We start from the raw sequence: 26,071 nt of genomic DNA, 5'->3' as shown, positions 1-26,071 counted from the left end.
GGCACGGCCGCCTCTCCCACAGAGATCAACGGTGATGAGGTTCGCCGCCTCCGCTGAAATGGGGTGCCGGTGGCGCGCTCACATGCGGAGGAGCAGCGTGGTATTCCGGTGCACGATATGTGGGTGCATTCCCTTGTGGTGCCCGGTAGACGGGCATGGGCCGGTTATACGCCGGCGCTTGCGGCGCCAATGGCCGGTACATGTCCGGGGAAGGATATGCGGGCCGTGGCATGTTCTGAGTGGCCGGCCGATTTTGGTTCATGAACCCGTTTGCCGGTGCAGCGGGCCGCATCACTCCACCCGGATTGACACGGTTGGCTGGCTGCGTCAGCATTCCTGGCCGTCCTGTTCCCATGGCTGCTGGGGCCGGACGTGCACCCATGGCCACGTTACGCGCATAGTTTGCAAACTGCGGGCGGTTGATGAAGGACCCGCGCATTCCGGCAAGCTGCAGCGGAGGCGATCCTGGACGGTTCACACCACGGTTGATGACGGTTGTGCTGCGCGTGATGTAGGTCGTGCGGTTATAGATCACGGTGCGGTTATACCAGCCGCAGCCCCAGCGGTTCCATCCCCATCCCCACGGCGCCCAGGGACGCAATGGGACACCCCATGCAAAGCCCATCCGGAAGCCCCATCCAAACCCAACGCCAACGATGTATGCAGGTGCAGGGGCGTAGTAGTAACCCGGCCATGCAACCAGTGGCGTTCCGTAGACCACCCACGGATCATAGACCGGCACATACACTACATCCGGGTTTGCCGGCTCAATCTCAATATTTCCATCATCCTCCGCAACCGTCTCCTGCGGAGTGTCTGTGAGTGTCCCAGCCTGTTGCGCACGCTGCCGCATCTGCTGGACGGCATCCATGACATCCTGCGGCTGGTTGTAGTACGCATTTCCCAGGTCCGTCGTCCACTGCAGATTGTCGTTCATTTGCTTCAGAACAGAGGGAAATGCTGTCAATGCTTTCACACTCGGGTCCCAAGGCTGCGCGTTGGCTGCGGAGGCAATCTGGTCGGGCGATGCGTTGCCTTGCGACTGTATCCATTGATAGGCCTCAACCACCTGCGTCGGGTAGGTGGAGGCTGCCAGAATCTGGGCCACAAGCGCGTCGGGATAAAGAGCAATCGGGGCCACGAGCTGGTCCAGTTGGTCTGGAGAGAGCGGCTGTGCCGTTGCTTGTTGCGGATCTTGAGTGGCCGTCTGCTGGTCCTGTTCTTGTGGCTGCTGCTGTTCACTATCGGACGGCAGCGGCGCTCCGTACTGAGGAATTTGCTGGTTACTGTCGGTGCTGCTTTGTGGCTGCTGCTGGTCCTGTGCATCCGGAGGTGGCGGAGGTACGTCCTGCGCGAAAAGCTTCATGTTTCCAGTAAGCAACATCGCAGAAGCAAGCATGAACGCCAGCCACCGGTGCGTGCTTCCAGAATCTTTCCGGTCGTTCCATTTCAGGACCATTGTTCTCACCTTCATGACAGGTCCCCAAAGACCCTGCCATTCAATCATTAGAACACTAATCCCGGTCTATAGTTTCCCCTTAAGGAAACCGAATCTTGAGCCGATCAAGGCCCTGGAATCCGCTTACAGACAACATGAACAGGTCCACATTTTGTCCATGCGGTCAAGCGGCGGGAATTGCGGGGCGCTTCCCCAAGCCCAAGGGGCCTGAAATCTCTACAAAGTCACGCAGTCTTTCTCCGGCCCATGGCCATATCGCGTACCTGGTTCAGAAAAATAGACCGCTGATAAGCGTCCATGCGGCTGACGTAAGGAGCAATTTCTTTAAGGAAGGGGTCAGCCAGAATGGCTGTCGTTTCTTCATAACGGCGACTCCGCGCATCCCGCAACAGGGCGCAGATGTCCACTTCCAGCGCCTGGGCAAGCCGTTCCAAAGAGGACAGTGTAGGTACTGCCTTGCCATTCTCAATCTTTGAGATGTATGTGCGCGGGACCTGCATCCTTCCCGCAAGTTGACGCTGGCTCAGCTTCCGCTCACGGCGGATATTCCGCACGGCACGCGCCACCTGGATGCCTTCTTCTTCGCAATCGGGCGCGTCATGGGAAAAGGGAGGGACAAGTGCTTCCGGCTCTTCAATTTCAAGGGGTTTGTGACACCGACGGCACATCGAATTCGAGGTGCGGAACTGCACCAGACCGCAGTGTTCGCAACGGAGTACCTCGCGTGCCTCAACGGTTGCTAAGGTAGTTGCCATAATCGTTTTACGGAGCGCCAGAGCATTGCGCGTCCGGGCCGTGAAATTCAGGCATTATACTGAAAATCTTTACGGCTCATGTTTACCATGCAGGCAATGTACCAGCATTGTCAAGTGAAAAATGTGAGTCAAGCCTGAAAAAAACCAAAATTCCGGTATAAAAACAGGAAGAAAGATGCTATGACCCAGAAAAACCCTTATGGCCGAGAGCGTGCCTGGACGCTGCTGAACGAATATACCCAGTCCCCCAGCCTGCTCAAACATGCCCTGGCTGTTGAGACGTGCGTCCGGGCCTATGGTGAGCGCCAAGCCGATGCTCTGGGGCTTACAGAAGAGGCCCGGGAGTCTCTGGTAGAAACATACGCTGTCACGGGTCTTCTGCATGATTTCGACTATGAGAAGTGGCCTTCTCCGGAAGACCACCCGTGGACAGGACATCGTATTCTAACCGAGCAGGGATGGCCAGAGGAGATACGAACTGCCATTCTGGCACATGCCAGCTATACAAATGTTCCACGTGGAACACATTTAGCAAAAGCGCTTTTTGCCTGCGATGAGCTGGCCGGATTTCTTACCGCCTGCGCCCTGGTGAAACCTTCCCGGTCCATTCATGAAGTGGAAGTGGCCGGGGTCCGTAAAAAGCTGAAGGACAAGGCCTTTGCCCGCTCGGTCAGCCGTGCAGACATCATCCAGGGTGCGGAAGAACTAGGTGTTCCGCTCGAAGCGCACATCGCTTTTTGTATCCAGGCCATGCAAAGAAATGCCCAGCTGCTGGGACTTGGGTGACGGGTTTGCCTCTGAGACAAGGATTTCCTGAAGCATCCGCGCACTATTTGTAAGGGAAAAATACTTCTCGAAGCAGGGGCGCGCCCGATTGGCGATGCGATGCTGTTCTTCGGTGTCCATTCTTAGCCATCTGGTCAGAAGCCGCTCCGTTCCCTCCAGGGAGTCATCGTCCACCAGCCCGGCCCCTTCATCGGTAATCTGCTTCCAGATTTCTACCTTGTTGGAAATCAGAACAGGCCGTCCACAAGCGAGCGCTTCAGCCACGGCAACGCCAAAATTCTCCTGGTGAGAGGGAAGGACAAAGGCTTCACAACTGCGATAGGCGCCGTACTTTGCCTCGCCTGTAAGCATTCCTGGCCAGTGTACGCGATGTTCCAGGCCGCACAGCCTCACGATTTCCTGGAGTTGTGCTTTGTATCCAGACTGGTCCGGACCAGCCATGACCAGGTCCACATCAGGATGCTCTGCTCCCAGACGTGCAAATGCGCGGATGAGCAGATCGCAGCCTTTTTTCTCGTGTATCCGGGCCATAAAAAGGAAAAAGCGGCGGTCACGGACCTCTGGGACATGCAAGGAAAAGGCCTCAACCTGAGAAGCAATCTTTTCCTCCGGAGGGTCGATTCCCAGTGTGAGTACCCGGGAGCGCCATGCATGAGGCCAGAAACTTTCAGTCGTCAGATTTTTCTCCTGAGTTCCGGTAAAAAGCAGCGCATTTGCCCGGTGGAGCGCTGGGTAAAGCAGAGGCCAGTAGAGACATTTTTTCAGGTGCTTCAGCGGGTATTGTCGCTTAAACCAAGGATCCATTGCGCCATGGACAAAGACAAAATAGGGAATGCGGCCATACGCGGCCCGGCTTCCTGCCATCGTCACGAATTGCCAGACACCGTGAATAATCAAATGATCAAAACGCAAGATGTTGCGCTCCAACCAACCTGGTAATTTGGCGGAATATCCATAGATCCCCGATGCTGGCCCCAAGGCATGCACCGGGCAAGGAAGGGATTGCAAAAATCTTTCCGATGGATGGTCAAGACAGGCAATTTCAACGGAATCTCCCAAGTCAACGACCTTTTGCGAGAGCTGACGGACTACTTCTGGCGGGCCGCCGTCCTGGGGGTTCATGCTGCGGATGAGATGTAGTGTCCTCACGGGGGGTCCCCAGTCTGCTTGGTTAAACAACGCACAGACTTACCTTAAGATACATAATCTGATTACCTTCGAGAATCAAAAGTTGTTACTTTTGAAATCTTCAAAAAGTAAGATGGCAAAAGTGGTAGGAATAAAGGGCTTAAATTTTAAAAATCTTGCAAAAAAAAGGGCCCCTCGGGGGAGGGGCCAATCTGCCTTGGTTCTCTCGTTGTGTGAGAGCTTGGTTGCGGACCTTTTCTGGTCTTTATTGTTGTGGAACCGCTGGCTGCGACGCAGCACCCTGAGGGGAGGGCTGCGCGGAAGTCTGCTGCGTCGCACCAATCGGCGAACCCGCATTCGATGATGTCGAGTTCAAGGCCGCTAAACTGTTTTGCATGGTAGAAACCCGCACGGCGCTGCCAGAAATAGCTTCGCCACTGTCGGTTTCCATTTTTGCGTTGCCCATCGCAACTTGATGAATGCGATAAACCGGGATCTGCTTTTCGGTGACGAGGTAGCGCACGACCGCATCCGCCATGCGCTGTGAGCTCTGGATTCCGCTTTGCCCACGCACCGGCGAATGGCCCTCTACCTCGATGATGTAACCCTTTTGACCCTGCGCCTGTTCGGCAATTTGGTCCAGGGCCTCTTTGGCCCTGGCATTCAATACGGTTTGCCCAGGATGAAAGCGGATAATGGTGTCATTGACCTTTTGGTACTGGTCCAGACCGGCAACCGTAGTATTCAGCTTGCTGGACTGATCGCTGGCCTGTTGGGCCATAGTTTGCGCTTGTGTCGCCGTGGAATTGGCCTGCTGTGCAGTTTGATTGGCCTGATCGGCGGTGCTTTGCGCCTGTCGGATTCCTGCCTGTGCTCTGCTGTCTACATCTTTGATGTCGTTGGCATTCTTTGCCGTCAGCTGGTCGAGCTCATTCAAGCGGTCTTTTACAGGATTCAACTGGCGATTTACCCATTTCTTACGGGCAAAAGGATTCAGGTGCCCCCAAAATCCTTCATTCGATTTTGTCGAAAGGGGCTGGCCCGTTGCGTATGTACTGCTGTCGCTGGGGTTCATCCCATTTGCGGATGTACCCGTCTGGACCTGAGCGCTGGAAGCAGGAGTGGTCTGCTGGCTGGATTGAGCATAAGCAGGGAGGCCCAGGCTGGCAGCCAGAAGCAACGCAGCAAATGCCCTGAGGTCGAGTCTCGAACTTGCTTTCATTTTGTTGTCCATATCTGTCACCGTATTTACTCGAACACACTCCGGATGCTGCGCAGCGCCCGTTACGCTGAAACAAATAGCAGTTCGGATGCCAAAGTAAGGAAAATCGAGATAAGAAATCTTTTACTCTTTATTTTGAGTAACTTGCAGTTCCATCCGGCGAGTTTGTCCAGCCAGGCACAGGCGCATCATTTGGCCACTACGGCACTTTTACATGGTCACTTTTCCCTCTTACCGGAAATTTTTGCTCGACGGTCCCTTGCTTTGCCGACCGCATGAAAGTGTCAATTGCCAAGAAAACTAGATGGCCTTAGGCGAAAGTAATGCGAAAATAGGGGAGTGGAGCGCCGCAAGATCATCCACGTGGACATGGATGCCTTCTATGCTTCCGTAGAACAGCGGGACAACCCTCGGCTGCGAGGAAGGCCCGTCGTTGTTGCATGGCGAGGAAGCCGCTCCGTGGTTTGTGCAGCATCCTATGAGGCGCGCAAATTCGGGATACACTCTGCCATGCCCTCCTCAAGGGCCGAGCGACTCTGTCCGGAGGCCATCTTCATTCCTCCGGACTTCCATCGCTACCGGAATGTGTCGCGTCAGGTGCGCGACATCCTTCTGCGGCATACAGACAGAATCGAGCCTTTGTCCTTAGATGAGGCTTATCTGGACGTCACTGAGAACAAAACCGGTCTGCCGACGGCGACGCGCGTTGCCAAGGTCATCCGGCAACAGATCCGCGAGGAATTGCAGTTGACGGCCTCTGCCGGCGTGGCCCCAAACAAATTTCTGGCCAAAATTGCCTCGGACTGGAAGAAGCCGGACGGGCTTTTTGTCATTCAGCCAGAGGAGGTGGACGAGTTTCTCCTTCCTCTGCCAGTTGGGCGCATCCCGGGGGTGGGCAAAGTCATGCAAAAGCGTCTGGAAGAAGTTGGGGTGAGGACGGTTGGTCATTTAAGGGGCCTAGAGCTTTCTTTCCTCGAAGATCGCTTCGGGCGCTACGGCGTGCGTCTCTATGATCTGGCGCGCGGAATCGACAATCGTCCGGTGATGACTGACCAGCCCACCAAATCGATTTCCGCCGAGGACACCTTTGAGCGAGACATGACACTTGATGAAATGGAACCAGTCGTCCGCCGGCTGGCAGAAAAGGTCTGGGCAGCGGCGTGCAAGGACCCTCGCCAGGCACGCACAGTTGTCTTGAAGCTGAAGACCCCGGAGTTCAAAATCCTCACCCGCAGTTATACCCTGGCATGGCCTCTGGCCACGTGCGACGAACTGGCGCGGATTGCGCTTCGTTTAAGGGAGCGCGTCGGCCTGGGGGACAGGCAGCGGTTTCGGTTGGCAGGTGTGGGCCTGAGTAATTTCCGAGGGCCGGAGGAAATGCCGGAGCAGCCAGCACTTTTCGGGGCCTGACCACGGGAAGCAAGGGAAACGCTGGGGGAGGCCCGGAGCTTTCCGCAGAGAGGGTTGGACTTTTCCGGGCTGCAGAGGCATGGAAACCATAGGATGATTCCTGCCATGCCCCTGCGCTGTATTCTCAGCACCGGACGATTTTGGGTGAAGAAATCCCTTTGGTGGCATTGCGTGTATCGACTACAAGCTGAGATTCGCGGACAATGCGCTGATAGTCGTAATCCGAATGGTCAGTCACGATCAGGACGCAATCAAACTGTGAGAGATCGTCGAGAGGAGTGCAGTGCATGTCCAGATGATAGTGGCGGCCTTTGCCAACATAGGGGAAGAAAGGATCGTTGTAAGCAACGATTGCGCCTTTCTGCCGGAGCAGCTCAATGATGGTCAGTGAGGGCGATTCTCGCAGATCATCGATGTCTTTTTTATAGGCCATTCCGAGGATGAGCACCCTGGAGCCATTCAGAGGCTTCCTATGGCGGTTAAGGGCCTCAGCGGTTTGTTCCACGACATAATAAGGCATGGCCAGGTTGACTTCGCCGGCCAGCTCGATGAATTTGGTCTGGAAGTCGTATTGTTTGGCTTTCCAGGAAAGATAGAACGGGTCAATCGGGATGCAGTGTCCGCCGAGTCCCGGACCGGGATAAAAGGCCTGGAATCCGAAGGGTTTGGTCTTGGCGGCATCGATGACCTCAAAGATATCAATGCCCATGCGATGGCAAAGCTGCTTGAGTTCATTGACCAGGGCGATGTTGACACAGCGATAGATATTTTCAAGCAGTTTCGTCATTTCGGCCGCCGCCGGGGACGAAACCGAAACGGTACGGTTGAAGATGCTTGAGTATACAGCCGAAGCCAGCTCCTGGGCTTCTGGACCGACACCGCCAACAACTTTCGGGATATCACGGCGGGCCACGGTGTCATTGCCCGGGTCTTCACGCTCCGGAGAAAAAGCGACGTAAAAGCCGCTGTCTCCGGGTTTGCGCGCCACACTCAGTCCCAGGCAGTTTTCCTTTTCGAGGATGGGAACAAGCAACTCCTCTGTAGTGCCAGGATAGGTCGTGCTTTCCAGAATAATGAGCTGGCCTTCGTGGACCTCAGGGGCGATGGCCAGGGCCGTATTGCGGATAAAGCTCAGGTCCGGCTCGTGAAATTCATTCAGGGGAGTGGGTACGCAGATAATGACGACGTCCATCTCCCGGATCTGGGAATATTCCGAGGTCGCATGGAAACCTTTTTCCTGCGCTGCCTGAATTTCCGTTGCCGGAATACGGACAATATAGGAACCACCGTTGTTCAGGGTCTGGACCTTCTGAGGGTCGATATCAAACCCGGTGACGCGAAAACGTTCCTCGCTAAACAGCAGAGCCAGGGGAAGACCCACATATCCCATGCCTACGACGCCGATACGGGCGCTACGTGATGCAATTTTGTCCTTCAGTTGACGGGCGCTGCCGGCAAGTACGGTCGCCATGAAATCCACTCCTTTAGACCACACAAAATATCATGCCAGACTGGCATGGATATCGGTGCATGATGCAATTTGAATGCCATCATGGCCAAGCTGCTCGCAGAAAAATGTCTGGGCCTCTGAGAGTGGAGGCCTGTTGCCACTAGGATAGGAAAGAATTTATTTTCAGGTACTTACCTCACTAGCCTGCACTGGCTGGGAGTCTTGGGCTTCAAACGCCTGCGGCCACTGCATTCAGCTCCTTGATTAAACTGCCGACGAAGGCCTTTGCATCTCCGAAGAGCATCAGGGTCTTGTCCAGGTAGTAAAGGTCATTATCAATTCCGGCAAAACCGGGACTCATGCTGCGCTTAATGACCATGACGGTACGGGCTTCATAGGCATTGAGGATAGGCATTCCGGAGATAGGGCTGCCTTTGGTGAACCGCGCTGCCGGATTCACAACGTCATTGGCGCCGATGACCAGGGCGACGTCTGTTCGCGGGAATTCAGGGTTGATCTCGTCCATTTCAATCAGGCGGTCGTAGGGGACATCGGCCTCGGCGAGAAGGACGTTCATGTGTCCAGGCATACGCCCCGCGACGGGATGAATGGCAAAGCTGACTTCGACACCGCGTTTGCTCAGGACATCGTAAAGCTCACGAAGCTTGTGCTGGGCCTGGGCCACGGCCATCCCGTAACCGGGGATGATGACGACCTTGCGGGCAGCATCGAGGATTTGCGCTGCTTCCTCCGCACTGGCGGAGCGGATGGGGCGCGCTTCGGTTTTCACTGCGGTCGTCTGGACAGTTCCGAACGCTCCGAAGAGGACGTTGGTGAATGACCGGTTCATAGCGCGGCACATAATGACCGAAAGGATGAATCCTGAGGAACCGTCAAGGGCCCCGGCAACGATGAGCATCTTGCTGTTCAGCACAAAGCCCAGGAGTGCAGCGGAGAAGCCCGCATAAGAGTTCAACAGAGAGATGACAGTTGGCATGTCTGCGCCACCGATGGGGGTGACCAGAAGGACGCCGAAGACCAGTGCCACGATGACCATGGCGACGAACAGGGCGGTATGCTGCGGATGGATGACCAGCGCAATGGCAAGGACCAGGGCCGCGGCGAGCACAGAGAGGCTGACAATGTTTTGTCCCTTATAGACAATCGGACGCTGGGGCAGGATTTCCTGTAGCTTTCCTGCGGCGATGAGGCTTCCGGTGAAGGTGAGCGAGCCGATGATGACTTCCAGTGCAATCTCGCCCATACCAAAGCGGGTCAGATGGTCAAGCCCCTCGTAGTACTCAGCGATGCCGATCATGGCTGCCGACAATGCGCCGAAAGCGTGGCTCAAGGCCGTCCGCTGCGGGACCGCCGTGATTTTCACCATGCCGAGGGGAATGCCGATTCCGGCGCCGATCATCAGCGCGATGAGGATCCACTTGTAGGCCACGACTTCCGGGTTGTTCAGCGTGGCAAGGACGGCCAAAGCGGCTGCGATTTCGCCGGCGAGCACGCCCCGGCGGGCGCTGACAGGCGAGCTCAGCCATTTCAGCGCGAGGATGAAGAGAACAATTGCGGTGATGTATGCGAAGTGAAGATATTGCTCGATAGCCACTGCGTTCATGGTCTTTTTGCTCCGCCGGACTTGAACATGCGCACCATTCGGTCTGTGATGAAGAAGCCGCCGACCATATTGCTGAACGAGGCAGCGATCGCAATGGCCCCAAGTGTGGTGGTCAAAGGCGTTCCGTGTCTCCCGGTGATGATGATGGCCGCGACGACGACGATGGCGTCCAGGGCATTGGTCAGTGACATCAGCGGCGTATGCAAAAGCGGTGATACCCGCTTGATCAGCTCAAAGCCGACAAATCCAGCAAGGATGAAGACATAAAGATTTGAGATAAAATCTGCTGGCATTTCTTTCTCCTCAAGTCCGTGCTAAGCAGGAGCACCTGAAGCTGCAAGCTCTGCGACGCGCGGATGCACGATGCGGCCCTGGTGTGTGACCAGGGCCTCGCGGATGATCTCGTCCTCAAGATTGAGCGAGATACTGCCGTTCTGTATCAGCAATTTGGTTACTGCGGCAATATTGGCCGAAAACATCTGGCTGGCATGGTTGGGGACGCTTGATGGCAGGTTGACCGGGCCGAGGATCGTCACATCATGGTGGACGATGGTTTCGCCTGCCCTGGTGAGTTCACAGTTACCGCCGCGTTCGGCGGCGATGTCCACGATTACGGAGCCGGGCTGCATGGCAGAAACCATCTCGGCGGTAATCAGCACGGGGGCTTTGCGCCCGGGCACGGCCGCCGTAGTGATGACAACGTCCTGTTCGCGAAGCACCTCAGTGAGTTGCTCGCGCTGTTTGCGGTAAAAGTCTTCCCCGAGGGCTTTGGCGTATCCGCCCTTGTCTTCCGCAGCTTCCGCTTCCACGGCCAGCACGACGAATTTTGCCCCGACGCTTTCCACTTGTTCCTTGACGGCAGAGCGCACGTCATATGCGCTGACGACGGCCCCCAGACGGCGGGCGGTGGCGATGGCCTGGAGTCCGGCGACGCCTGCTCCAAGAACAAAGACCTTGGCCGGAGTGATGGTTCCGGCGGCCGTCATGAGCAATGGAAAGATTTTGGGCAGATGCATTGCTGCGAGAAGAACGGCACGGTAACCGGCGATGGTGGCCATCGAGGAAAGAGCGTCCATACTCTGGGCGCGCGTGATGCGCGGAATCAACTCGAGTGCAAGCAGGGAAACTCCGGCACTGGCCAGGCTGGAGCATTCCTGAATCGCCGTGAGTGGTTCAGCGAAACCAATGAGCACCTGACCGGGGCGGAAATTCCTGAGATCGGCACGGCCTGCTTCAGGATTGGCGCCAAGACAGCGCACCTGGGCGATGATGTCGGCCTGCTCAAAGACATCTTCGCGGCTGGCGATGCGCGCACCACGTGCTACGTATAGTTCGTCGGGAAAGCCTGCTGAAGCGCCAGCAGACTGTTCCATGATGACCTCAAGTCCGGCTTTTTTGAGCGCTTCGCACTGGCGGGGTACGAGCGCTACCCGGCGTTCCTGAGGGAAGGTCTCCAGCAGAATCCCAAGGGTCCCAGGCAATCCAAAATTCTCCTTGGGCAGCCAAGGTATTCAATTTATTTATCGTTTGGCAAGGTTTTCGTTGATGAGATTAGAAAAATCTTTATGGGGAATAAAGCAATGGAATGACTGGGCGAAAGGTTTCCCCCTCTTCATCGCATGGTAGACAAGGAAAGACCGTCCTCAAAAGGAGTGGTATTCGACAGGCTGTTTTCGTCTTATATCCTTCACGAAGCATTAAGGTTATGAACATTAAGGTAAAAGGTGATGGGCGTGAATTACAGAGCAGGATTTGTGGCGGTGATGGCGGGGCTTTTGTCTGTATGTGGGCTGTATGCCCAGCAAACGGCCGTGACTGCTCCGGTCACCATCACCCTGGATGAGGCCATCCGAAGGGCCGAGGCCAATGAGCCTGCGTTTGCCGCAAGCGTGGCAGACAGCAAAGTAGCAGCGCTGGACCGCTCGATTGCGCGTGCGGCACTTTTGCCGAATGCGGTCTATCACAACCAGTATCTTTACACTCAAGGCGGCACGGGGACTACGACTCCGCGTTTTATTGCCAATAATGCAGTCCACGAATATACAAGCCAGGGCGTGGTGAATGAGACAGTCGGGCTTGCCGGAGTGGCTGAGATCAAGCGGGCCGATGCTGCCGCCGCATTTGCAGAAGCGCAATTGGAAGTGGCAAGAAGAGGACTGGTGGCGACAGTGGTGGGTCTTTACTATGGGCTTCTTTCCGCCGACCAGAAATTGCAGGTTGCCACCCGGGCGGCTGGCGAGGCCGATGCCTTTGTGGACCTGACGCAGAAGCGCGAGGCGGCGCGCGAGGCGGCCCATGCCGATGTCATCAAGGCCCAGCTAGAGCAGCAGCAGCGTCGTCGTGACCTGGAAGATGCCAAAGTTGCAGCAGAAAGAGCGCGTCTGGAGCTGGGGGTACTGCTTTTTCCCGACCCGCGCACGCAGTATGTGCTCCAGGAGGCCCCGATCCGCGATGGTTTACCGACGCGCGCCGAGGTGGAAGCTGCAGCGTCGGCAAACAATCCTGACATCAAGAGCGCGTTTGCGGCGTTGCGGCAGAGTGATGCGGAGGTATTGGCTGCGCGCGCTGCGTATCTGCCGGACCTGGGAGTGAGCGCGATGTATGGAATCGATGCGCCGCAGTTTGCGGTCCGCGGGCCGGATGGGCTGCATAACCTGGGCTACTCCGCGATGGTGACGGTGGACATTCCGGTATGGGACTGGCTTTCGACGCAGCACAAAGTCCGGCAGAGCGAGATACGCCGCGATGCAGCGCGTGTGGCTTTGACGGCCGCGCAGCGCAGGCTGATTGCGGAACTTGATGAGTATTATTCCGAAGCGGTGGCTGCACACAACCAGCTTGCTTCACTGGACCAGAGTGTGCAGACAGCTGCGGACAGTCTGCGGCTGACCAAAATGCGCTACACAGGCGGTGAGGCCACGGTGCTGGAAGTGGTGGATGCACAGAATGCGCTGACTCTGGCAGAAAATGCGCGCGAGGATGGGCGCGTCCGCTACGAGATGGCGTTGGCGAATTTGCAGACATTAACAGGGACCTTGTAAGAGAAAACGATGCTGAGAATCTCAGGAAAAACATATTGCTCAGTCACTCTGGTTGCCGCGCTGGCGTTTGCCGGCTGTGCAAAAAAAGAGGCCGCACTTCAGGTAGAGGTTGAAGTGCAGGCTGAGCATCCGGAAGTTGGACCGATGGCGGCGCACATTACGGCCGATGCTGTGCTGGCTCCGTTGGCGCAGGCTGCAATTGCACCGAAGATCAGCGCGCCGGTGAAGAAGTTTTATGTGCAGCGCGGATCACACGTGAAGGCCGGGCAGTTGCTTGCGGTGCTCGAAAACCGCGATCTGGAAGCTGCAGCCCTGGACAATCAGGGCAGCTATACCGCGGCCGAGGCAGCGTACGCGACAGCGACGAAAGCACAGGTCCCGGAAGACTATCAGAAGGCCGAGTTGGATTTCGCACAGGCAAAAGCCAATCTGGAACTCAACCAGAGCATTGTGAAGAGTCGTAAACAGCTTTTTGCGGAAGGGGCGATTCCGGGCCGCGATCTGGACACTGCAGTGGCTGCGCTGGTACAGGCGCAGGCGGCATATGATTCGGCGAAGAAGCACCTTGATTCCATGCAGACAGTCAGCCGTGAGGCGGCACTGAAGGCGGCGCAGGGCCAGCTGGAGTCTGCCAAAGGCAGATATCTTGGCGCAGAAGCACAGGTGAGCTACTCGGAAATCCGTAGCCCGATTGATGGAGTGGTGACGGACCGACCGCTCTTTGCAGGCGAAACAGCGGCGGCAGGGGCGCCACTGCTGACAGTGATGGACACTTCGGCGCTGCTGGCAAAGCTGCACATTTCGCAATTGCTGGCCCAGCAGCTCAAAGTGGGCGACCCGGCAGTCGTGACTGTTCCAGGAATGGAAGAAACCGTGCCGGCCAAGGTTTCACTGGTTAGCCCGGCGCTCGATCCTGGCAGCACAACCATCGAAATATGGGTAAGGGCCGAAAACAAAGATGGTGCCTTGAAAGTAGGCACGCCGGTCCATGTTGCCATACAGACAAAGGCCGTGAGCAATGCCGTCAAGGTCCCGATCAGTGCCTTGCTTTCGGCACAGGACGGCAGCACCTCCGTAATGGTGATGAGTCCAGATGGGGTGGCGCACAAAAGGCGGGTGCAGACGGGAATCCGGGACGAGAAAGAAGTCCAGATCATGAGCGGTGTTACGCCGGCGGACATGGTCATTACTGAAGGCGCATACAGTCTGGATGATGGAACCAGGGTAAAGCTGGCTTCCTCTGGCCAAGAAAAGCCTGCGGCGCATCAGAGAGGTGGAGACGATGATTAGCACCCCTCCTTTGGTGGTGCCGGAAACACAGAATTTCTGGCTTTCGCGCTCGGTGCGGACAGTCTTTTTCTTTGCCGTTGTTCTTACCGTGGTGGGAGTGTATCTGGCGTTTCAGGTGCCCATCTCTGTTTTTCCTGAGACGAATTTTCCGCGCGTGGTGATCGGCGTGGACAACGGCGTAATGCCGGTTGAGCAGATGCAGGTGACCATCACCAAACCGATAGAAGATGCGGTGAACAGCGTTCCCGGTCTGGAGACAGTGCGGTCCACAACCAGCCGCGGGTCGGCGGAAGTAAGCCTATTTTTCAACTGGAATGTGGACATGTTCCGCACGCTGCAACTGGTAGATGCGGCGCTGGCAAAAGTTGAGCAAACACTGCCGCCCACGGCGCGCATTACGACCAACCGTTTGACCTTTGCCACATTTCCCATCCTTGGCTACAGCCTCACCTCGGACACCCTTTCGCAGACCCAGCTGTGGGAGCTAGCGACCTATGAGTTGAAGCCGCCACTGAACCGGGTTGCCGGAGTCAGCATGGTCACGGTGCAGGGAGGACAGGTCCCTGAATTTCATGTGGTGCCGGACATGGCGCGGATGCAGGCTTCCGCCGTGACCATTACGGACCTGGTGAATGCAATCCAGGCATCCAATATCATTGATTCTCCCGGCCTGTATGAGGAGAACCATCAACTCATTCTGGGCCTGGTAGGAGCACAGGTACACAGTGCTTCTGAACTGGGCCAGCTGGTCATCAAGACCACGCCGGGAGGGGCCCCGGTCCGCGTGGCCGATGTAGCAGATGTGAGGCCGGGCACGCTGCCTGTTTACACCGTAGTCACGGCGAACGGCAAGCCTGCAGTTTTGTTGAACATTACAAGGCAGCCTTCCAGTAATACCGTGGCTGTGGCGAACGCAGTCGCCGATGAGGTGCAACAGCTCCAAAAGAAGCTTCCGCCGGGAGTGAAGCTCGCGCCCTTCTATGACCAGTCGGAGCTGGTGCGCGAGAGTATTTCGAGTGTGCGCGACGCCATTCTGATTGGACTTGTGCTGGCCTGCGTCATCCTGTTTCTCTTTTTGCGCGACTGGACCTCATCCATCATTGCCGGGCTCGTCATTCCTGTAACAGTAGCGGTTACGATTGTCTTTCTCTGGGTGATTGGCGAGAGCTTTAACCTGATGACCCTCGGTGGTCTGGCGGCCGCCATCGGATTGGTGATTGATGACGCAATTGTGGTGGTCGAGAACATCGTCCTGCACCGCGACTCCGGCGAAACGCGGGTGGAGGCAGTGCGCAAGGCGCTGGCGGAAATCACGAAGCCACTGATTGGCTCCACGATCACACCGGTGGTTGTCTTTCTGCCGCTCATTTCTGTTTCCGGAGTGACGGGAAGCTTCTTCCGTGCGCTTGCAGTAACCATGACGGCGGCGTTGTTGACGTCCCTGCTGCTGGCCCTGACCTGGACGCCGGGACTTGGTCTTGTTCTGCTACGCGAGCAGAGACAAGAGCGTCATGCCGGTCCGGGCCGTTTGCTGCGTCGGGTGATGGGATGGCATGGCCGGGCCCTTAATCTGGCGCTTTCAAGACCGCTGCTGCTCGCTGCCGGGTGCATCGTCCTCATTCTTGGGACATGGTTTGCTTATCAGTCGCTGGGTTCTGACATGCTTCCGGAGATGGACGAGGGCGGCTTTATTCTGGACTACATCATGCCAGCCGGAAGCTCGTTGTCAGAGACCAATCGTGTGCTGGAGCATGTGGAGCGTATTCTGCAGTCGACCCCGGAGGTGGAGAGTACATCGCGGAGGACCGGGCTGCAGTTAGGGCTGGCTGCGGTCACAGAGGCAAATACCGGGGACATTTCCGTAAAGCTGAAAAAAGACCGCGACCGGGGAATTGACGAAATCATGGCGGACGTCCGCGAAAAGATCCGGGCCTCCGAACCGGAGTTGGACATTGAATTTACGCAGGTCCTGCAGGACATGATCGGCGACTTGTCGAACTCCCCGGAACCGATCCAGATCAAAATCTTTGCCAATGATCAGAACCTGTTGAACCAGCTAGGCGAGCGGGTCGCAGATACGATCAGCAAAATTCCGGGTGTCGTGGACGTGCAGAATGGGGTAGAGAACACAATCAGTGGTCCTGCAACGAATTTTCAGGTGGACCCAGTGGTTGCAGCCCGCCTTGGATTCACGCCGCAGGAGGTATCTCAGGATGCGACCAGTATTCTGGATGGCATCCCGACAACGGACCCATTGATTGCAAACAACCGGCCTTACACGATTCGTGTGCGATTAGGCGAGGCAACGCGCAGTTCTCTTGAGGCAATTGAAAATACGGTCTTCAACAGCAGCACGGGGCATACCGCCACTCTTGGATCCTTGGCAAATATTCAACAATTGCCGCCGCAGAATGAAATCCGCAGGGAAAACCTGCAGCAGATGATTGTCGTCACGGGCAGGCTGGAAGGATCAGACCTGGGTACGGCGATGGCACAGGTGCAGCAGGCAGTGGCGGGTCTCCATTTGCCACCGAATGTGCGGGTGACCTATGGAGGGACCTACGAGGAACAGCAGAAGTCGTTTCATGATCTGATGCGAGTGCTGCTGTTAGCGCTCGCGCTGGTATTTGGGGTCCTGTTGACGGAGTTCCGAAATTTCGCAGCGCCGGCTGCGATTCTTGCCTCGTCTGTACTTTCGATCGCTGGGGTCGTATTTGCACTGCTTCTTACTGGCACCACGTTCAATGTCGCCTCATTTATGGGCCTGATCATGGTCATCGGAATTGTGGCGAAAAATGGGATCCTGCTGCTGGATGCGGACGAGAAGTTCCGTGCGGAAGGGGTTTCGCCACGTGACGCGATGGTCCATGCAGCGCAGCGGCGGCTGCGACCCATTCTGATGACTGCAATTGCCGCCGTCTGCGGGATGTTGCCACTGGCCTTTGCCATTGGGTCCGGATCCCAGATGCTGCAACCGCTTGCCATTGCGGTCATCGGAGGACTGTGCATCTCCATGGTGCTGAGTCTGGTGGTGACTCCTGTGGTCTATTACTATCTGACGCGCAGTCGGGAAATGCTCTGATCCAGATCGGTTTGTCTCCTGCTTCGAGCAGGGCGGCAGGGCCTTGTTCTCATAAAATAGAAACAGTACCTTATGACGCATATCCGCTCTGCTACGCCAGCCGATGTTCCTTTGATCTACTCGTTCATCAGAGAACTTGCCGAGTATGAACGCGAGCCACACGCGGTGAGAATCACCGAAATGGAATTGCTGAGGGACGGCTTTGGAGAAAACCGTTATTACGAGTGTCTGATTGCGGAGGAAGACCAGCAGGCTGCGGGGTTTGCTCTTTACTTCCCGATTTACTCTACCTGGCAGGGCCCCAGTCTGCATCTGGAAGATTTGTTCGTGCGTCCGGAGTTCCGCGGCAGAGGCATCGGAAAGGCCCTGCTGCGTGAGGTGGCTGCGGTTGCTGTGAAGCGCGGCTGCAAACGGCTGCAATGGGACGTGCTCGAATGGAATGGGCCTGCCATCCGGTTTTATCACTCGATTGGGGCCACCCTGCTGCAGGAATGGCGGCGCATGCGCGTGACCGACCAGGCATTGCAGGCACTGGCTGCGGCCGATGAGGTGCGGGCGTGAGCCGGATTCGGGTGATTGGCGGAGGGCTTGCGGGCCCGGAGGCAGCTCTGGTTGCTGCGCGCATGGGCGTGGAGGTTGATCTTTATGAAATGCGCCCCGTGCGTTCAACCCCGGCGCACCAAACGGCTGACTTTGGAGAGCTCGTCTGTTCCAATTCTTTGAAGTCTGAGAGCGAAAACAGCGCCCCATGGCTACTGAAGCAGGAGTTGCGCAGGGCAGGGTCGCCCCTGCTGGCATGTGCTGACGCCAGTGCTGTGCCTGCCGGGCACGCTCTCGCAGTGGACCGCGTAGAGTTTTCGCGGCAGATAACGGAAGCCCTGGAACGGGAGCCGCGCATCCATGTGCATCGTGAGGAAGTGACCAGGCTTGGTCCTGAGGACGGTATCACAATTGTGGCCTCTGGGCCATTGACGTCCTCTGCGCTATCGGAAGAGATTGCGCGCCTGACGGGAAGCAGCCACCTCGCGTTCTATGACTCCATCAGTCCGATTGTGGAAGCTGATTCCATCAATATGGACCGCGTCTACTTTGCAGCACGCTGGGACAAAGGCACGGCAGATTACATCAACTGTCCCTTCACGAAGGAAGAATACGACGCCTTCTATGATGCTTTGGTTTCCGCGGAGACGGTGCAGGAAAAAGCATGGGAAAAGCTCTGCTATTTTGAAGGCTGCCTGCCGATTGAGGAGCTGGCACGGCGCGGTCGCGATACGTTACGGTTTGGTCCGATGAAACCCGTTGGCCTGCGCGATCCGCGAACGGGAAAGACGCCATATGCGGTCGTGCAGCTGCGCTGCGAAAATCTCCGCGCTGACTCGTATAATCTGGTCGGCTTTCAAAACCATCTCAAGTATGGCGAGCAGGCGCGGGTGCTGCGCATGATCCCCGGCCTGGAAGGGGCGAGATTTCTGCGCTATGGGCAGATTCATCGCAACACATACATCAATGCTCCGCGCGTATTAATGGAGACGCTGAATCTGCGCGAGTATCCCAACATTTACTTTGCGGGGCAGATTTCCGGCGTGGAGGGATACACAGAATCCATTGCCAGTGGTTTCCTGGCGGGACTCTATGCAGCACATGCGGCGTTGGGCGCAAGACCGGTGCCTGTTCCCAGGGCCACGGCTCTCGGAGCGCTGGTGCATTACATCACCCACGCCGATCCTGAAAATTTTCAGCCGGCCAATATTACCTTTGACTTGCTGGTGCCTCTTGAAGAGAAATTGCGGAAAGAGATACGGAACAAAAAGGAACGCCACCGTGTGCAGTGCGAACGCGCATTGGCGGCGTTCGCACAATGGTGGCAGACAGCAGTCAATCCAGCGGTCCACTCTTTTTAAGCGGCAGTTCTCTTGCAGAAATCAATGCGCAGAGACAAGTTCTTCTGTGGCTGAGCGGCTACCATAGCGTGTTTCCACATACTCATTGAGGATCCTTTTGAAGTCCTCGACAATTGTGTCGCCGCGCAGGGTGGTCAGCAGGCGGCCATCCACATAGACCGGGGCCTTCGGCTCCTCGAAAGTGCCGGGCAGCGAGATGCCAATGTTGGCGTGTTTGGATTCGCCGGGTCCATTGACCACGCAGCCCATGACGGCGAGCTTCAACTCCTCAACGCCTGGGTAGCGCTGCCGCCAGACGGGCATGGAATCGCGCAGATAGTTTTGTATTTGCTGGGCCAGTTCCTGGAAGAAGGTGCTGGTGGTACGGCCACATCCGGGGCAGGCGGTGACCTGGGGCGTGAAGCTGCGGATTCCCAGGGATTGCAGAATCTGCTGCGCCGTGAGCACCTCTTCGGTGCGGTCTCCGCCCGGCTTGGGCGTGAGTGAGACCCGGATGGTATCGCCAATGCCTTTCAGCAGCAGCGGGGCCAGTCCGGCCGTGGAGGCGACGATCCCTTTCATGCCCATACCGGCCTCGGTCAGGCCAAGGTGCAAAGGATAATCGCAGCGGCTGGCCAGCATCTCATAGACATCAATCAGGTCACGGACGCCGCTGACTTTTCCGCTAATGATGATTTTGTCGTGGGCAAGGCCGTAGTGCTCAGCGGCTGCGGCCGAATCCAGTGCACTGCGGCACATGGCTTCCATCATGACGTCGCGCGCATCCAGAGGGTCGGGGCGCCGGGAGTTTTCATCCATCAGGCGCGTCAGAAGCGCCTGGTCCAGGGAACCCCAGTTGACGCCAATGCGGACCGGCTTGTCGTTTTCGATTGCGCACTCAATCATGGTACGGAAATTGTCGTCGTCCTTGCGTCCAATGGAGACATTTCCCGGATTGATGCGATATTTGGCCAGCGCTTTGGCGCAGTCCGGATATTTCTTGAGCAAAATATGGCCGTTGTAGTGGAAATCACCGATGATGGGGACGTGAATCCCGGCCTTTGCCAGCCCTTCCACAATGTAGGGTACGGCCCGGGCAGCATCGTCGTTGTTCACTGTTACACGGACGAGTTCTGACCCAGCGGCAGCCAATGCGGCCACTTGCTGAATGGTCGCCGGAACATCGGCGGTATCAGTGTTGGTCATGGACTGGACGGCCACGGGCGCCTCGGAACCGACGCGGACATTGCCTATCCGGACGGTGACGGTTTTTCTGCGCTGAATGACTGGCATAAATTCCTCAATATCAGTGTACAAGGAACAAAAGTACGGAAGAAATCCATAAAACGGGTCTTCCAAAAGCAGAGGGTCCCTTATCGGAGAAAACAGAAAGTATCTCTTTGATTTCACGGCCGGAGTCTGATCAGGGCTGCATGGTCATGGTCCCGGCTTCCACACCCATGTTCTCAGGAGCAGTGTGGGATGTCGGTCACGGAGCTGTACAGCGGAATCTTTCGCGCATGCGTAACCCGGGTAGGGATGGTGGGCAGTGCAGGGCTCGAACCTGCGACCTCCTGCTTGTAAGGCAGGCGCTCTAACCAACTGAGCTAACCGCCCCGGAAAGGACTTTTTTATTCTAGCAGGGAAAGAAGCAAAGTATGGCGGTTGCGCAACCAGGATTCTGATCTGCCGCCTGCTTCAGGCTGGAGAATCACTGGTAGACTGTGCCTTGTGCGCCGCCTGATTGTGAACGCAGATGATTACGGTTTAACTCCAGGTATCAATCGTGCTGTGGCAGAACTACATGCTGCAAACGCGCTTTCCTCCGCGACCTTAATGGCCACAGCCCCAGATGGCCCTTTTGCAGAGGCGGTTTCACAGGCCGCACAGATGTCTTCGCTCGGCGTGGGTTGCCATGTGGTGCTGGTGGATGGCATTCCCGCACTTCCTGTCAGGGAGATACCTTCACTGGTGAGCGGCACAGAATTCCGGCCCAAGCTGGGCGCCTTTGTTGCCGACCTGCTTTGCGGACGGATCTCTGAAACCGACATTGAGAAAGAGGCAGTTGCGCAGATCCGGAAATTGCAACTGGCCGGTATTTCTGTGACCCACGTCGATACCCATAAACATACACATATGTTTCCGCGGGTCCTCCGGCCGCTAGTGCGTGCTGCTCTGGCGTGCGGGGTGAAGGCCATCCGAAACCCTTTTGAACCGGATTGGGCATTACAAGCCACCAGCAGAGCGGGGCGGGTCCGGAAGATGCAGGTGCGGCTATTACGCTCTCAGAGCGCCTCCTTTGCCCGGGAAATCAGGAAATCCGGATTGATGACAACGGACGGCGCCATCGGAGTGCTGGCCACCGGCTCACTGGATGAGCCAACTGCAGAGCATCTTCTCTCTGCCCTGCCAGAGGGGACCTGGGAGCTGGTCTGTCATCCCGGGTACAACGATGCCGACCTTCAGCGGCAGCGGACCAGGCTTCGGGAGTCGCGGGATATCGAGCGCAGGGCACTGCTCAAAGCCGTTCCCGGCGCGCAGATAAAGGTCATCCATTTTGGGCAGCTATAAAAAGGCCGAGTTGCTCTCCATACCTAATGAAAAGATGTGCTGTTCTGAATCCGGTACACTGGCGTCATCGTCAAATGCAGTAACCGGGCGGCCCATGAAAATCGGAATTACCTGTTATCCCACATATGGTGGCAGCGGCGTTGTAGCAACGGAGCTTGGTATTGAACTGGCACGCGCCGGCCATCAGGTGCACTTCATCACCTATTCGCAGCCGTTCCGGCTTACTGGGCGTGAAGAAGGAATCTGGTACCATGAGGTCCCAGTCTCAAATTATCCCTTGTTTGAGTATCCCCCCTATGATCTGGCGCTGGCCTCACGGATGGCAGAGGTGGCGGAGTATTATGGGCTTGATCTGCTGCATGTGCACTATGCCATTCCCCATTCGGTAAGCGCGTTGCTGGCCCAGCAGATGCTGGCTGCACGTGGACGCCATCTTCCCTTTGTGACGACCCTTCACGGCACAGACATTACGCTTGTCGGACTCGACCGTTCCTATCTGCCGATTACTCGGTTTTCCATCGAGCAGAGCGACGGGATCACCTCAATTTCTCAATATCTGAAGGAACGTACGATTCAGGAGTTTAAAACCAAGAGTCCAATCGAGGTCATTCCAAACTTCGTAAACTGTGATGTCTATGCACCAGTTTCCGAGGAGATACGACGCCAGGAACGTGCGCGCTATGCTGCCTCCGATGAAAAGATTCTGGTCCACCTTTCAAATTTCCGCCCTGTAAAGCGGGTGACGGACGCAGTGGAAATTATGGCTCGTGTCAACCAATCTGTGCCTGCGCATTTGTTGCTTGTGGGAGACGGTCCAGACCGCTCGGCGGCTGAGTGGCTGGCCAAACGCCATGGTATCCAGGAGCGCGTGCATTTTCTGGGCAAGCAAGACAGCGTAAATGATCTGTTGCCTCTGGCAGACCTGATGCTCATGCCAAGCGAGCTGGAGTCGTTCGGGTTGGCGGCCCTGGAAGCGATGGCCTGCCGTGTTCCGGCAATCGCGACCAGGGTAGGAGGAGTGCCGGAACTCATCGAGGATGGCGTCAATGGCAGGTTGTTTGCCGTGGGGGACGTGGAAGCGATGGCCCAAGGCGCCGTGGAGCTGCTTACCGATGCGCAGAAACTGCAATCCATGGCAGAGGCCGCCCGCCAGACAGCACAAAAGCGTTTCTGCTCCAGCAAAATTATTCCGCTCTACGAGAATTTTTATGAGCGGGTGCTGGAGCGGGCCGGGGACATGACGGGCGAGGTTGTCTCGCCGGTTGTCTCGCCGTCATCATAATTTGCTGTGGGCATCTCCATACTAATCAGCGTGCCCCGTCCGGGACGACTGGTGACATCAAATTTGGCAGCATCGCCAAAGAGCACTTCAAGCCGCTCCCGCACATTGTTCATGCCGATTCCCGTGCCCTGGCGCAGGACGCCACTTGAGTGAAAACGTCCGGGAGCAATACCGACTCCATCGTCCTCCACTTCAATGAGGAGCTTTCCCTGAATCAGCCGGCTCCGGAGAGTAATGGTGCCACCACTGATACGCGGCTCCAGACCATGCTTGATGCTGTTCTCAATCAGCGGCTGCAGAATCATGCTGGGCACCGGGAGGTCCAGCGTGGCGGGATCAATTTCCTTGACAACTTTGAGCTTGTCCGGACCAAAGCGGACGACTTCGATGCTCAGGTAATCATCGGTAAAGCTCAATTCGTCACGCAGAAGGACGTAGGAGTCATGCTCCTTGAGCAAAGCGCGCAGGATGTTGGCCAGCCTGACGATCAGCTCCCGCGCCTGTTCCGGACGTGAGCGCACCAGGGAGGCAATCGAGTTGAGCGTATTGAAAAGAAAGTGGGGATTAATCTGACGCTGGAGAGCATCCAGTCGCGCCTCCAGCAGCAATCGCTTCTGCTCTTCGAGTTTTTGTTCAATGCGGATGGCGTTCCATATTTTGAGAGGGATGCCGACTACCATGGCAGAGCAGGCCCATACGGCCACTCGTATGGGCCAGGAAGGCCCCACTAGAGCGAAGAGGCGATGGGGATACATGCTGCTAATCCAGCCGCGGCAGATCTCCAGGCCGACAATCAAAGCAAGCAGCAGGACCTGGCGGTCGAAGCGCGGCTTGCGCAGGTTTCTGCGTATCCACCGGTAGATACTGAGGTCGACAAAAGGAGAGAAAGACCAGACTTCTTCTTCTTCCACAAAACGGCCGTACATTCCGGCGATGGCACCTACGGCCAGATTAAAAGGCAGGCTGAGATATTCATGGTGCAGCATGGCCGGCAGCGACAGCATCGCCCCGCCAGCCAGTGCTGACCAGGGACCCATAAGAATGCCAAGAAGGACGGTTGTTTCAAAGGAGATATCGGCGGCATAAAAGTTAGGCACGATAACACGCACCCATACCCCCAGTGTGAGCGGAATACAGATAAAAGCCAGCAGGCCCAGGGTCTGTCCGGCGTTACGGTCTTCCGTAAAGAGGAGCCGTTGAAAGGTGCGGGCGCGGGCCAGGGCGCTGGATACAGCAGCAGCCACACCCAGCTTGATGAGCAGAGTAATCAGGATGAGCTTCGGCTCGTACACGCTTTCACTCTAGTGGAGCAAAGGTACGCATGTACAGCCGTCTATGGATGGCCTGGTTCTAAAGCTGCGGCTTTTTTTCGTTCGGCATCGGCATCAGCGGAACGTCCCTGCCTTTCATAGGCGAGGGCCAGCTGGCGGTGTGCTTCGGCATAGGCCGGATCGCTGCTGATGGCTTCCTGATAGCGGGAGATGGCATCGGCGACTTCTCCCTTTTGTAACAGCGCATTGCCGGTATTGGTGGCAAAAATGGCCCGCTGGCGGTTCACCGCCACGCGAGTGAGGTCTGCGGCGATTTTCCGCTCCGCCGCGGCCTCTTCCCGCTTGCCTTGTTCCTGCAGGACGCTGGCCAGCGTGATATGGGGGCCGGGTTGATTGGGCAACAGCTGGATGGCCATGCGCAGGGCCCTAGCCGCATCATCGTACTTTGCCTGCTGCTTGTAAATACTGCCCAGGAGGGCCCAGCCATCTCCATTGCCGGGCCGGCGATCCAGAGCGGTCCTGAGTTCTGCTGCCGCGTCATCGAAGCGTCCCTGCTGCATGTAGAGCACACCGAGTGTGTAAGGCGGGTCCGGAGAGGAGGGGTCGAGTCTGGCTGCGGTTTCAAGCTCTGGGACGGCACGAGCAAGGTCGTCCTTGAGTTTGTATGCCAGGCCCAGATTGTAGTGGAGCTGCGGAGTGTCCGGTGCGATGGCCAGCGCTGCCTGGAACTCGCGGATTGCATCCTCGATGTCGCTTTGCTGCAGATAGGCGACCCCCAGGTCTTGATGCGTGGTCGCATCCTGGGGGGCCAGTGCAAGTGCACGACGATAATAAGAAACGGCATCCTTGGCATGGCCGGTCTGCACAAGAGCAAGCCCGATATTGGTAAGCGCCGAAGTGTTTGCAGGATCAGCAGCGATGACCTTTTGAAAAAGAGGAATGGCCTCATTCTCCTGGCCAGTGCGTTGCAGTGCCATTGCTAACTGATTGGCCGCCTCAGTGAGAGACGGGTCCAGAGAGAGGGCCTGCCGAAAGTGTGGAATGGCTGCATCATCCTGATCGCTTGCAGCCAGGGCCTTGCCTAGCTCCAGATGGGCGATTGCATTCTTCGGGTCCAAATGGAGGGCCTCGGTCAGCTCAGGAATGGCGCTTTGCGGCTGCTGCATATGGTTGAAGGCCGCGCCCAGATGCATGTGTGCCGCCGCAAGATGAGGGTCCAGTTGAAGGGCGTGTTCAAAGGCATTTCTGGCCTCTGGCCAGTTCTGCGTCTGCGCTTCAAGAGTGCCAAGCTGATCATAGAGCACGGCATTCTGTGGCGCCTCACGGATGGCGCGCTGTGTTTTGTCCAGGGCCTCGGGCAGCCGGCCCGTGGCTGCGAGGGCGCGGGCATAGGCTGCCAGGACGAGCGGGTCAGCACTGTCAATTTTTTCAAAGAGCAAAAGTGCCTTCTGTGGATTTCCTGTTTGTGTATAAGCGATCGCGAGGTTTTCCTGCGCACTTTTGTCAGCGGGTTTGAGTGCCAGGGCCTTTTCGAGTTCCCGCACGGCCGCCGCGTAGTCCCCCGTCTGGCAGAGGACGCTGCCCAGGGCGCTGTGTCCCTCTTCGATCTGGGGCGCCAGCTGAACCACGCGTTCAAACTGCTGCCGCGCTGTGGCAAGATCGCCGCTCGCAGCCGCGGCATATCCGGCCCGGAATGCAGCATCGGCTTCATGCAACCGGGTGGTTTGCTGGGCAAACAAAGAACTGCCGAAACCCGACGTTAGCCACAGCAACGCATAGATCGAGAGTGGGACTTTCCCTTTTGTATTCCAACGATGCAT

21 protein-coding genes and 1 tRNA gene are annotated in these 26,071 nt (G+C 56.9%); 10 read left to right on the top strand and 12 right to left on the bottom strand.

From position 1 onward, the window contains the following. Window positions 1–25: 25 nt before the first annotated feature. Both N655_RS19575 and N655_RS0100555 read right to left on the bottom strand, forming a co-directional pair. Window positions 26–1,474, bottom strand: coding sequence for a DUF3300 domain-containing protein (locus N655_RS19575; RefSeq protein WP_162173460.1), 1,449 nt, complete (start codon window positions 1,472–1,474; stop codon window positions 26–28). A gap of 209 nt (window positions 1,475–1,683) precedes the next feature. Further along, the gene (locus tag N655_RS0100555) at window positions 1,684–2,214 is read right to left on the bottom strand and encodes a helix-turn-helix domain-containing protein (RefSeq protein ID WP_026441425.1); all 531 of its coding nucleotides are present in this window, start codon (window positions 2,212–2,214) and stop codon (window positions 1,684–1,686) included. A gap of 180 nt (window positions 2,215–2,394) precedes the next feature. Here N655_RS0100555 and N655_RS0100550 point away from each other — a divergent pair, with 180 nt between their 5' ends. Next, window positions 2,395–3,000 carry a haloacid dehalogenase gene (locus tag N655_RS0100550; RefSeq protein ID WP_026441424.1) on the top strand — a complete coding sequence of 202 codons (606 nt, stop codon included), beginning with the start codon at window positions 2,395–2,397 and terminating at the stop codon, window positions 2,998–3,000. Here N655_RS0100550 and N655_RS16540 read toward each other — a convergent pair. Continuing rightward, window positions 2,920–4,059, bottom strand: coding sequence for a glycosyltransferase (locus tag N655_RS16540; RefSeq protein WP_238324808.1), 1,140 nt, complete (start codon window positions 4,057–4,059; stop codon window positions 2,920–2,922). The genes N655_RS0100550 and N655_RS16540 overlap by 81 nt on opposite strands. On the opposite strand from N655_RS16540, the gene N655_RS20815 reads away from it, so the two are divergent. Further along, window positions 4,003–4,140, top strand: a complete 138-nt coding sequence (locus tag N655_RS20815; protein ID WP_238324839.1) for a hypothetical protein — start codon at window positions 4,003–4,005, stop codon at window positions 4,138–4,140. The two genes, N655_RS16540 and N655_RS20815, sit on opposite strands and share 57 nt — an antisense overlap. Before the next feature lie 253 nt (window positions 4,141–4,393). On the opposite strand, the gene N655_RS16535 is transcribed toward N655_RS20815, so the two are convergent. Continuing rightward, complete coding sequence (locus N655_RS16535; RefSeq protein ID WP_081823770.1) at window positions 4,394–5,350, bottom strand: OmpA family protein; 957 nt, start codon at window positions 5,348–5,350, stop codon at window positions 4,394–4,396. A 339-nt stretch (window positions 5,351–5,689) separates the two neighbouring features. Here N655_RS16535 and dinB point away from each other — a divergent pair, with 339 nt between their 5' ends. Continuing rightward, window positions 5,690–6,760: a DNA polymerase IV gene (gene dinB / locus N655_RS0100535; protein WP_026441423.1), complete on the top strand. Its 1,071-nt coding sequence runs from the start codon at window positions 5,690–5,692 to the stop codon at window positions 6,758–6,760. Between the two features lie 124 nt (window positions 6,761–6,884). On the opposite strand, the gene N655_RS0100530 is transcribed toward dinB, so the two are convergent. The 4 genes from N655_RS0100530 to N655_RS0100515 all read right to left on the bottom strand — a co-directional run bounded on the left by N655_RS0100530 (window position 6,885) and on the right by N655_RS0100515 (window position 11,315). Beyond that, on the bottom strand, window positions 6,885–8,231 hold the full coding sequence (locus tag N655_RS0100530; RefSeq protein WP_026441422.1) for a nucleotide sugar dehydrogenase: 1,347 nt from the start codon (window positions 8,229–8,231) through the stop codon (window positions 6,885–6,887). Window positions 8,232–8,439: 208 nt separating this feature from the next. Further along, entirely contained in the window at window positions 8,440–9,834 is a 1,395-nt protein-coding gene (locus N655_RS0100525; RefSeq protein WP_026441421.1) for an NAD(P)(+) transhydrogenase (Re/Si-specific) subunit beta, read from the bottom strand. Then, the gene (locus N655_RS0100520; RefSeq protein WP_026441420.1) at window positions 9,831–10,127 is read right to left on the bottom strand and encodes an NAD(P) transhydrogenase subunit alpha part 2; all 297 of its coding nucleotides are present in this window, start codon (window positions 10,125–10,127) and stop codon (window positions 9,831–9,833) included. The genes N655_RS0100525 and N655_RS0100520 overlap by 4 nt, the downstream gene beginning before the upstream one ends. 21 nt (window positions 10,128–10,148) lie before the next feature. After that, complete coding sequence (locus N655_RS0100515; protein ID WP_026441419.1) at window positions 10,149–11,315, bottom strand: Re/Si-specific NAD(P)(+) transhydrogenase subunit alpha; 1,167 nt, start codon at window positions 11,313–11,315, stop codon at window positions 10,149–10,151. Between the two features lie 252 nt (window positions 11,316–11,567). Between N655_RS0100515 and N655_RS0100510 the strand changes: the two genes are divergently transcribed. The 5 genes from N655_RS0100510 to trmFO all read left to right on the top strand — a co-directional run bounded on the left by N655_RS0100510 (window position 11,568) and on the right by trmFO (window position 19,148). Continuing rightward, entirely contained in the window at window positions 11,568–12,875 is a 1,308-nt protein-coding gene (locus N655_RS0100510; RefSeq protein ID WP_238324406.1) for a TolC family protein, read from the top strand. Window positions 12,876–12,884: 9 nt separating this feature from the next. Beyond that, window positions 12,885–14,165, top strand: coding sequence for an efflux RND transporter periplasmic adaptor subunit (locus N655_RS0100505; protein WP_044933729.1), 1,281 nt, complete (start codon window positions 12,885–12,887; stop codon window positions 14,163–14,165). After that, complete coding sequence (locus N655_RS0100500) at window positions 14,158–17,247, top strand: efflux RND transporter permease subunit (RefSeq protein ID WP_044933728.1); 3,090 nt, start codon at window positions 14,158–14,160, stop codon at window positions 17,245–17,247. The genes N655_RS0100505 and N655_RS0100500 overlap by 8 nt, the downstream gene beginning before the upstream one ends. A gap of 72 nt (window positions 17,248–17,319) precedes the next feature. Beyond that, window positions 17,320–17,808, top strand: a complete 489-nt coding sequence (locus N655_RS0100495) for a GNAT family N-acetyltransferase (RefSeq protein WP_026441415.1) — start codon at window positions 17,320–17,322, stop codon at window positions 17,806–17,808. Further along, a complete protein-coding gene (gene trmFO / locus N655_RS0100490; RefSeq protein ID WP_026441414.1) occupies window positions 17,805–19,148 on the top strand; it encodes a methylenetetrahydrofolate--tRNA-(uracil(54)-C(5))-methyltransferase (FADH(2)-oxidizing) TrmFO in 1,344 nt (447 codons plus the stop codon). The genes N655_RS0100495 and trmFO overlap by 4 nt, the downstream gene beginning before the upstream one ends. 21 nt (window positions 19,149–19,169) lie before the next feature. Here the strand turns inward: trmFO and ispG are convergent, their stop codons facing one another. Both ispG and N655_RS0100480 read right to left on the bottom strand, forming a co-directional pair. After that, window positions 19,170–20,420 carry a flavodoxin-dependent (E)-4-hydroxy-3-methylbut-2-enyl-diphosphate synthase gene (ispG, locus tag N655_RS0100485; RefSeq protein ID WP_026441413.1) on the bottom strand — a complete coding sequence of 417 codons (1,251 nt, stop codon included), beginning with the start codon at window positions 20,418–20,420 and terminating at the stop codon, window positions 19,170–19,172. Between the two features lie 247 nt (window positions 20,421–20,667). Further along, a tRNA-Val gene (locus N655_RS0100480) sits at window positions 20,668–20,744 on the bottom strand. 114 nt (window positions 20,745–20,858) lie between these two features. Here N655_RS0100480 and N655_RS0100475 point away from each other — a divergent pair. Both N655_RS0100475 and bshA read left to right on the top strand, forming a co-directional pair. Next, window positions 20,859–21,698 carry a ChbG/HpnK family deacetylase gene (locus N655_RS0100475; RefSeq protein ID WP_238324404.1) on the top strand — a complete coding sequence of 280 codons (840 nt, stop codon included), beginning with the start codon at window positions 20,859–20,861 and terminating at the stop codon, window positions 21,696–21,698. 94 nt (window positions 21,699–21,792) lie between these two features. Next, window positions 21,793–22,980 carry an N-acetyl-alpha-D-glucosaminyl L-malate synthase BshA gene (bshA, locus tag N655_RS16530; protein ID WP_044933726.1) on the top strand — a complete coding sequence of 396 codons (1,188 nt, stop codon included), beginning with the start codon at window positions 21,793–21,795 and terminating at the stop codon, window positions 22,978–22,980. On the opposite strand, the gene N655_RS16525 is transcribed toward bshA, so the two are convergent. Together N655_RS16525 and N655_RS0100460 are read right to left on the bottom strand one after the other, a co-directional pair. Beyond that, on the bottom strand, window positions 22,905–24,272 hold the full coding sequence (locus N655_RS16525) for a sensor histidine kinase (protein WP_044933724.1): 1,368 nt from the start codon (window positions 24,270–24,272) through the stop codon (window positions 22,905–22,907). The genes bshA and N655_RS16525 overlap by 76 nt on opposite strands. Window positions 24,273–24,313: 41 nt before the next feature. Next, window positions 24,314–26,071 carry a tetratricopeptide repeat protein gene (locus N655_RS0100460; RefSeq protein ID WP_044933722.1) on the bottom strand — a complete coding sequence of 586 codons (1,758 nt, stop codon included), beginning with the start codon at window positions 26,069–26,071 and terminating at the stop codon, window positions 24,314–24,316.

Origin of the sequence: Pseudacidobacterium ailaaui, assembly GCF_000688455.1 — a bacterium.
GTDB lineage: Bacteria > Acidobacteriota > Terriglobia > Terriglobales > Acidobacteriaceae > Pseudacidobacterium > Pseudacidobacterium ailaaui.
Note: the sequence above shows the minus strand (reverse complement) of the source record. Positions and strands in the feature narration are given on the sequence as shown.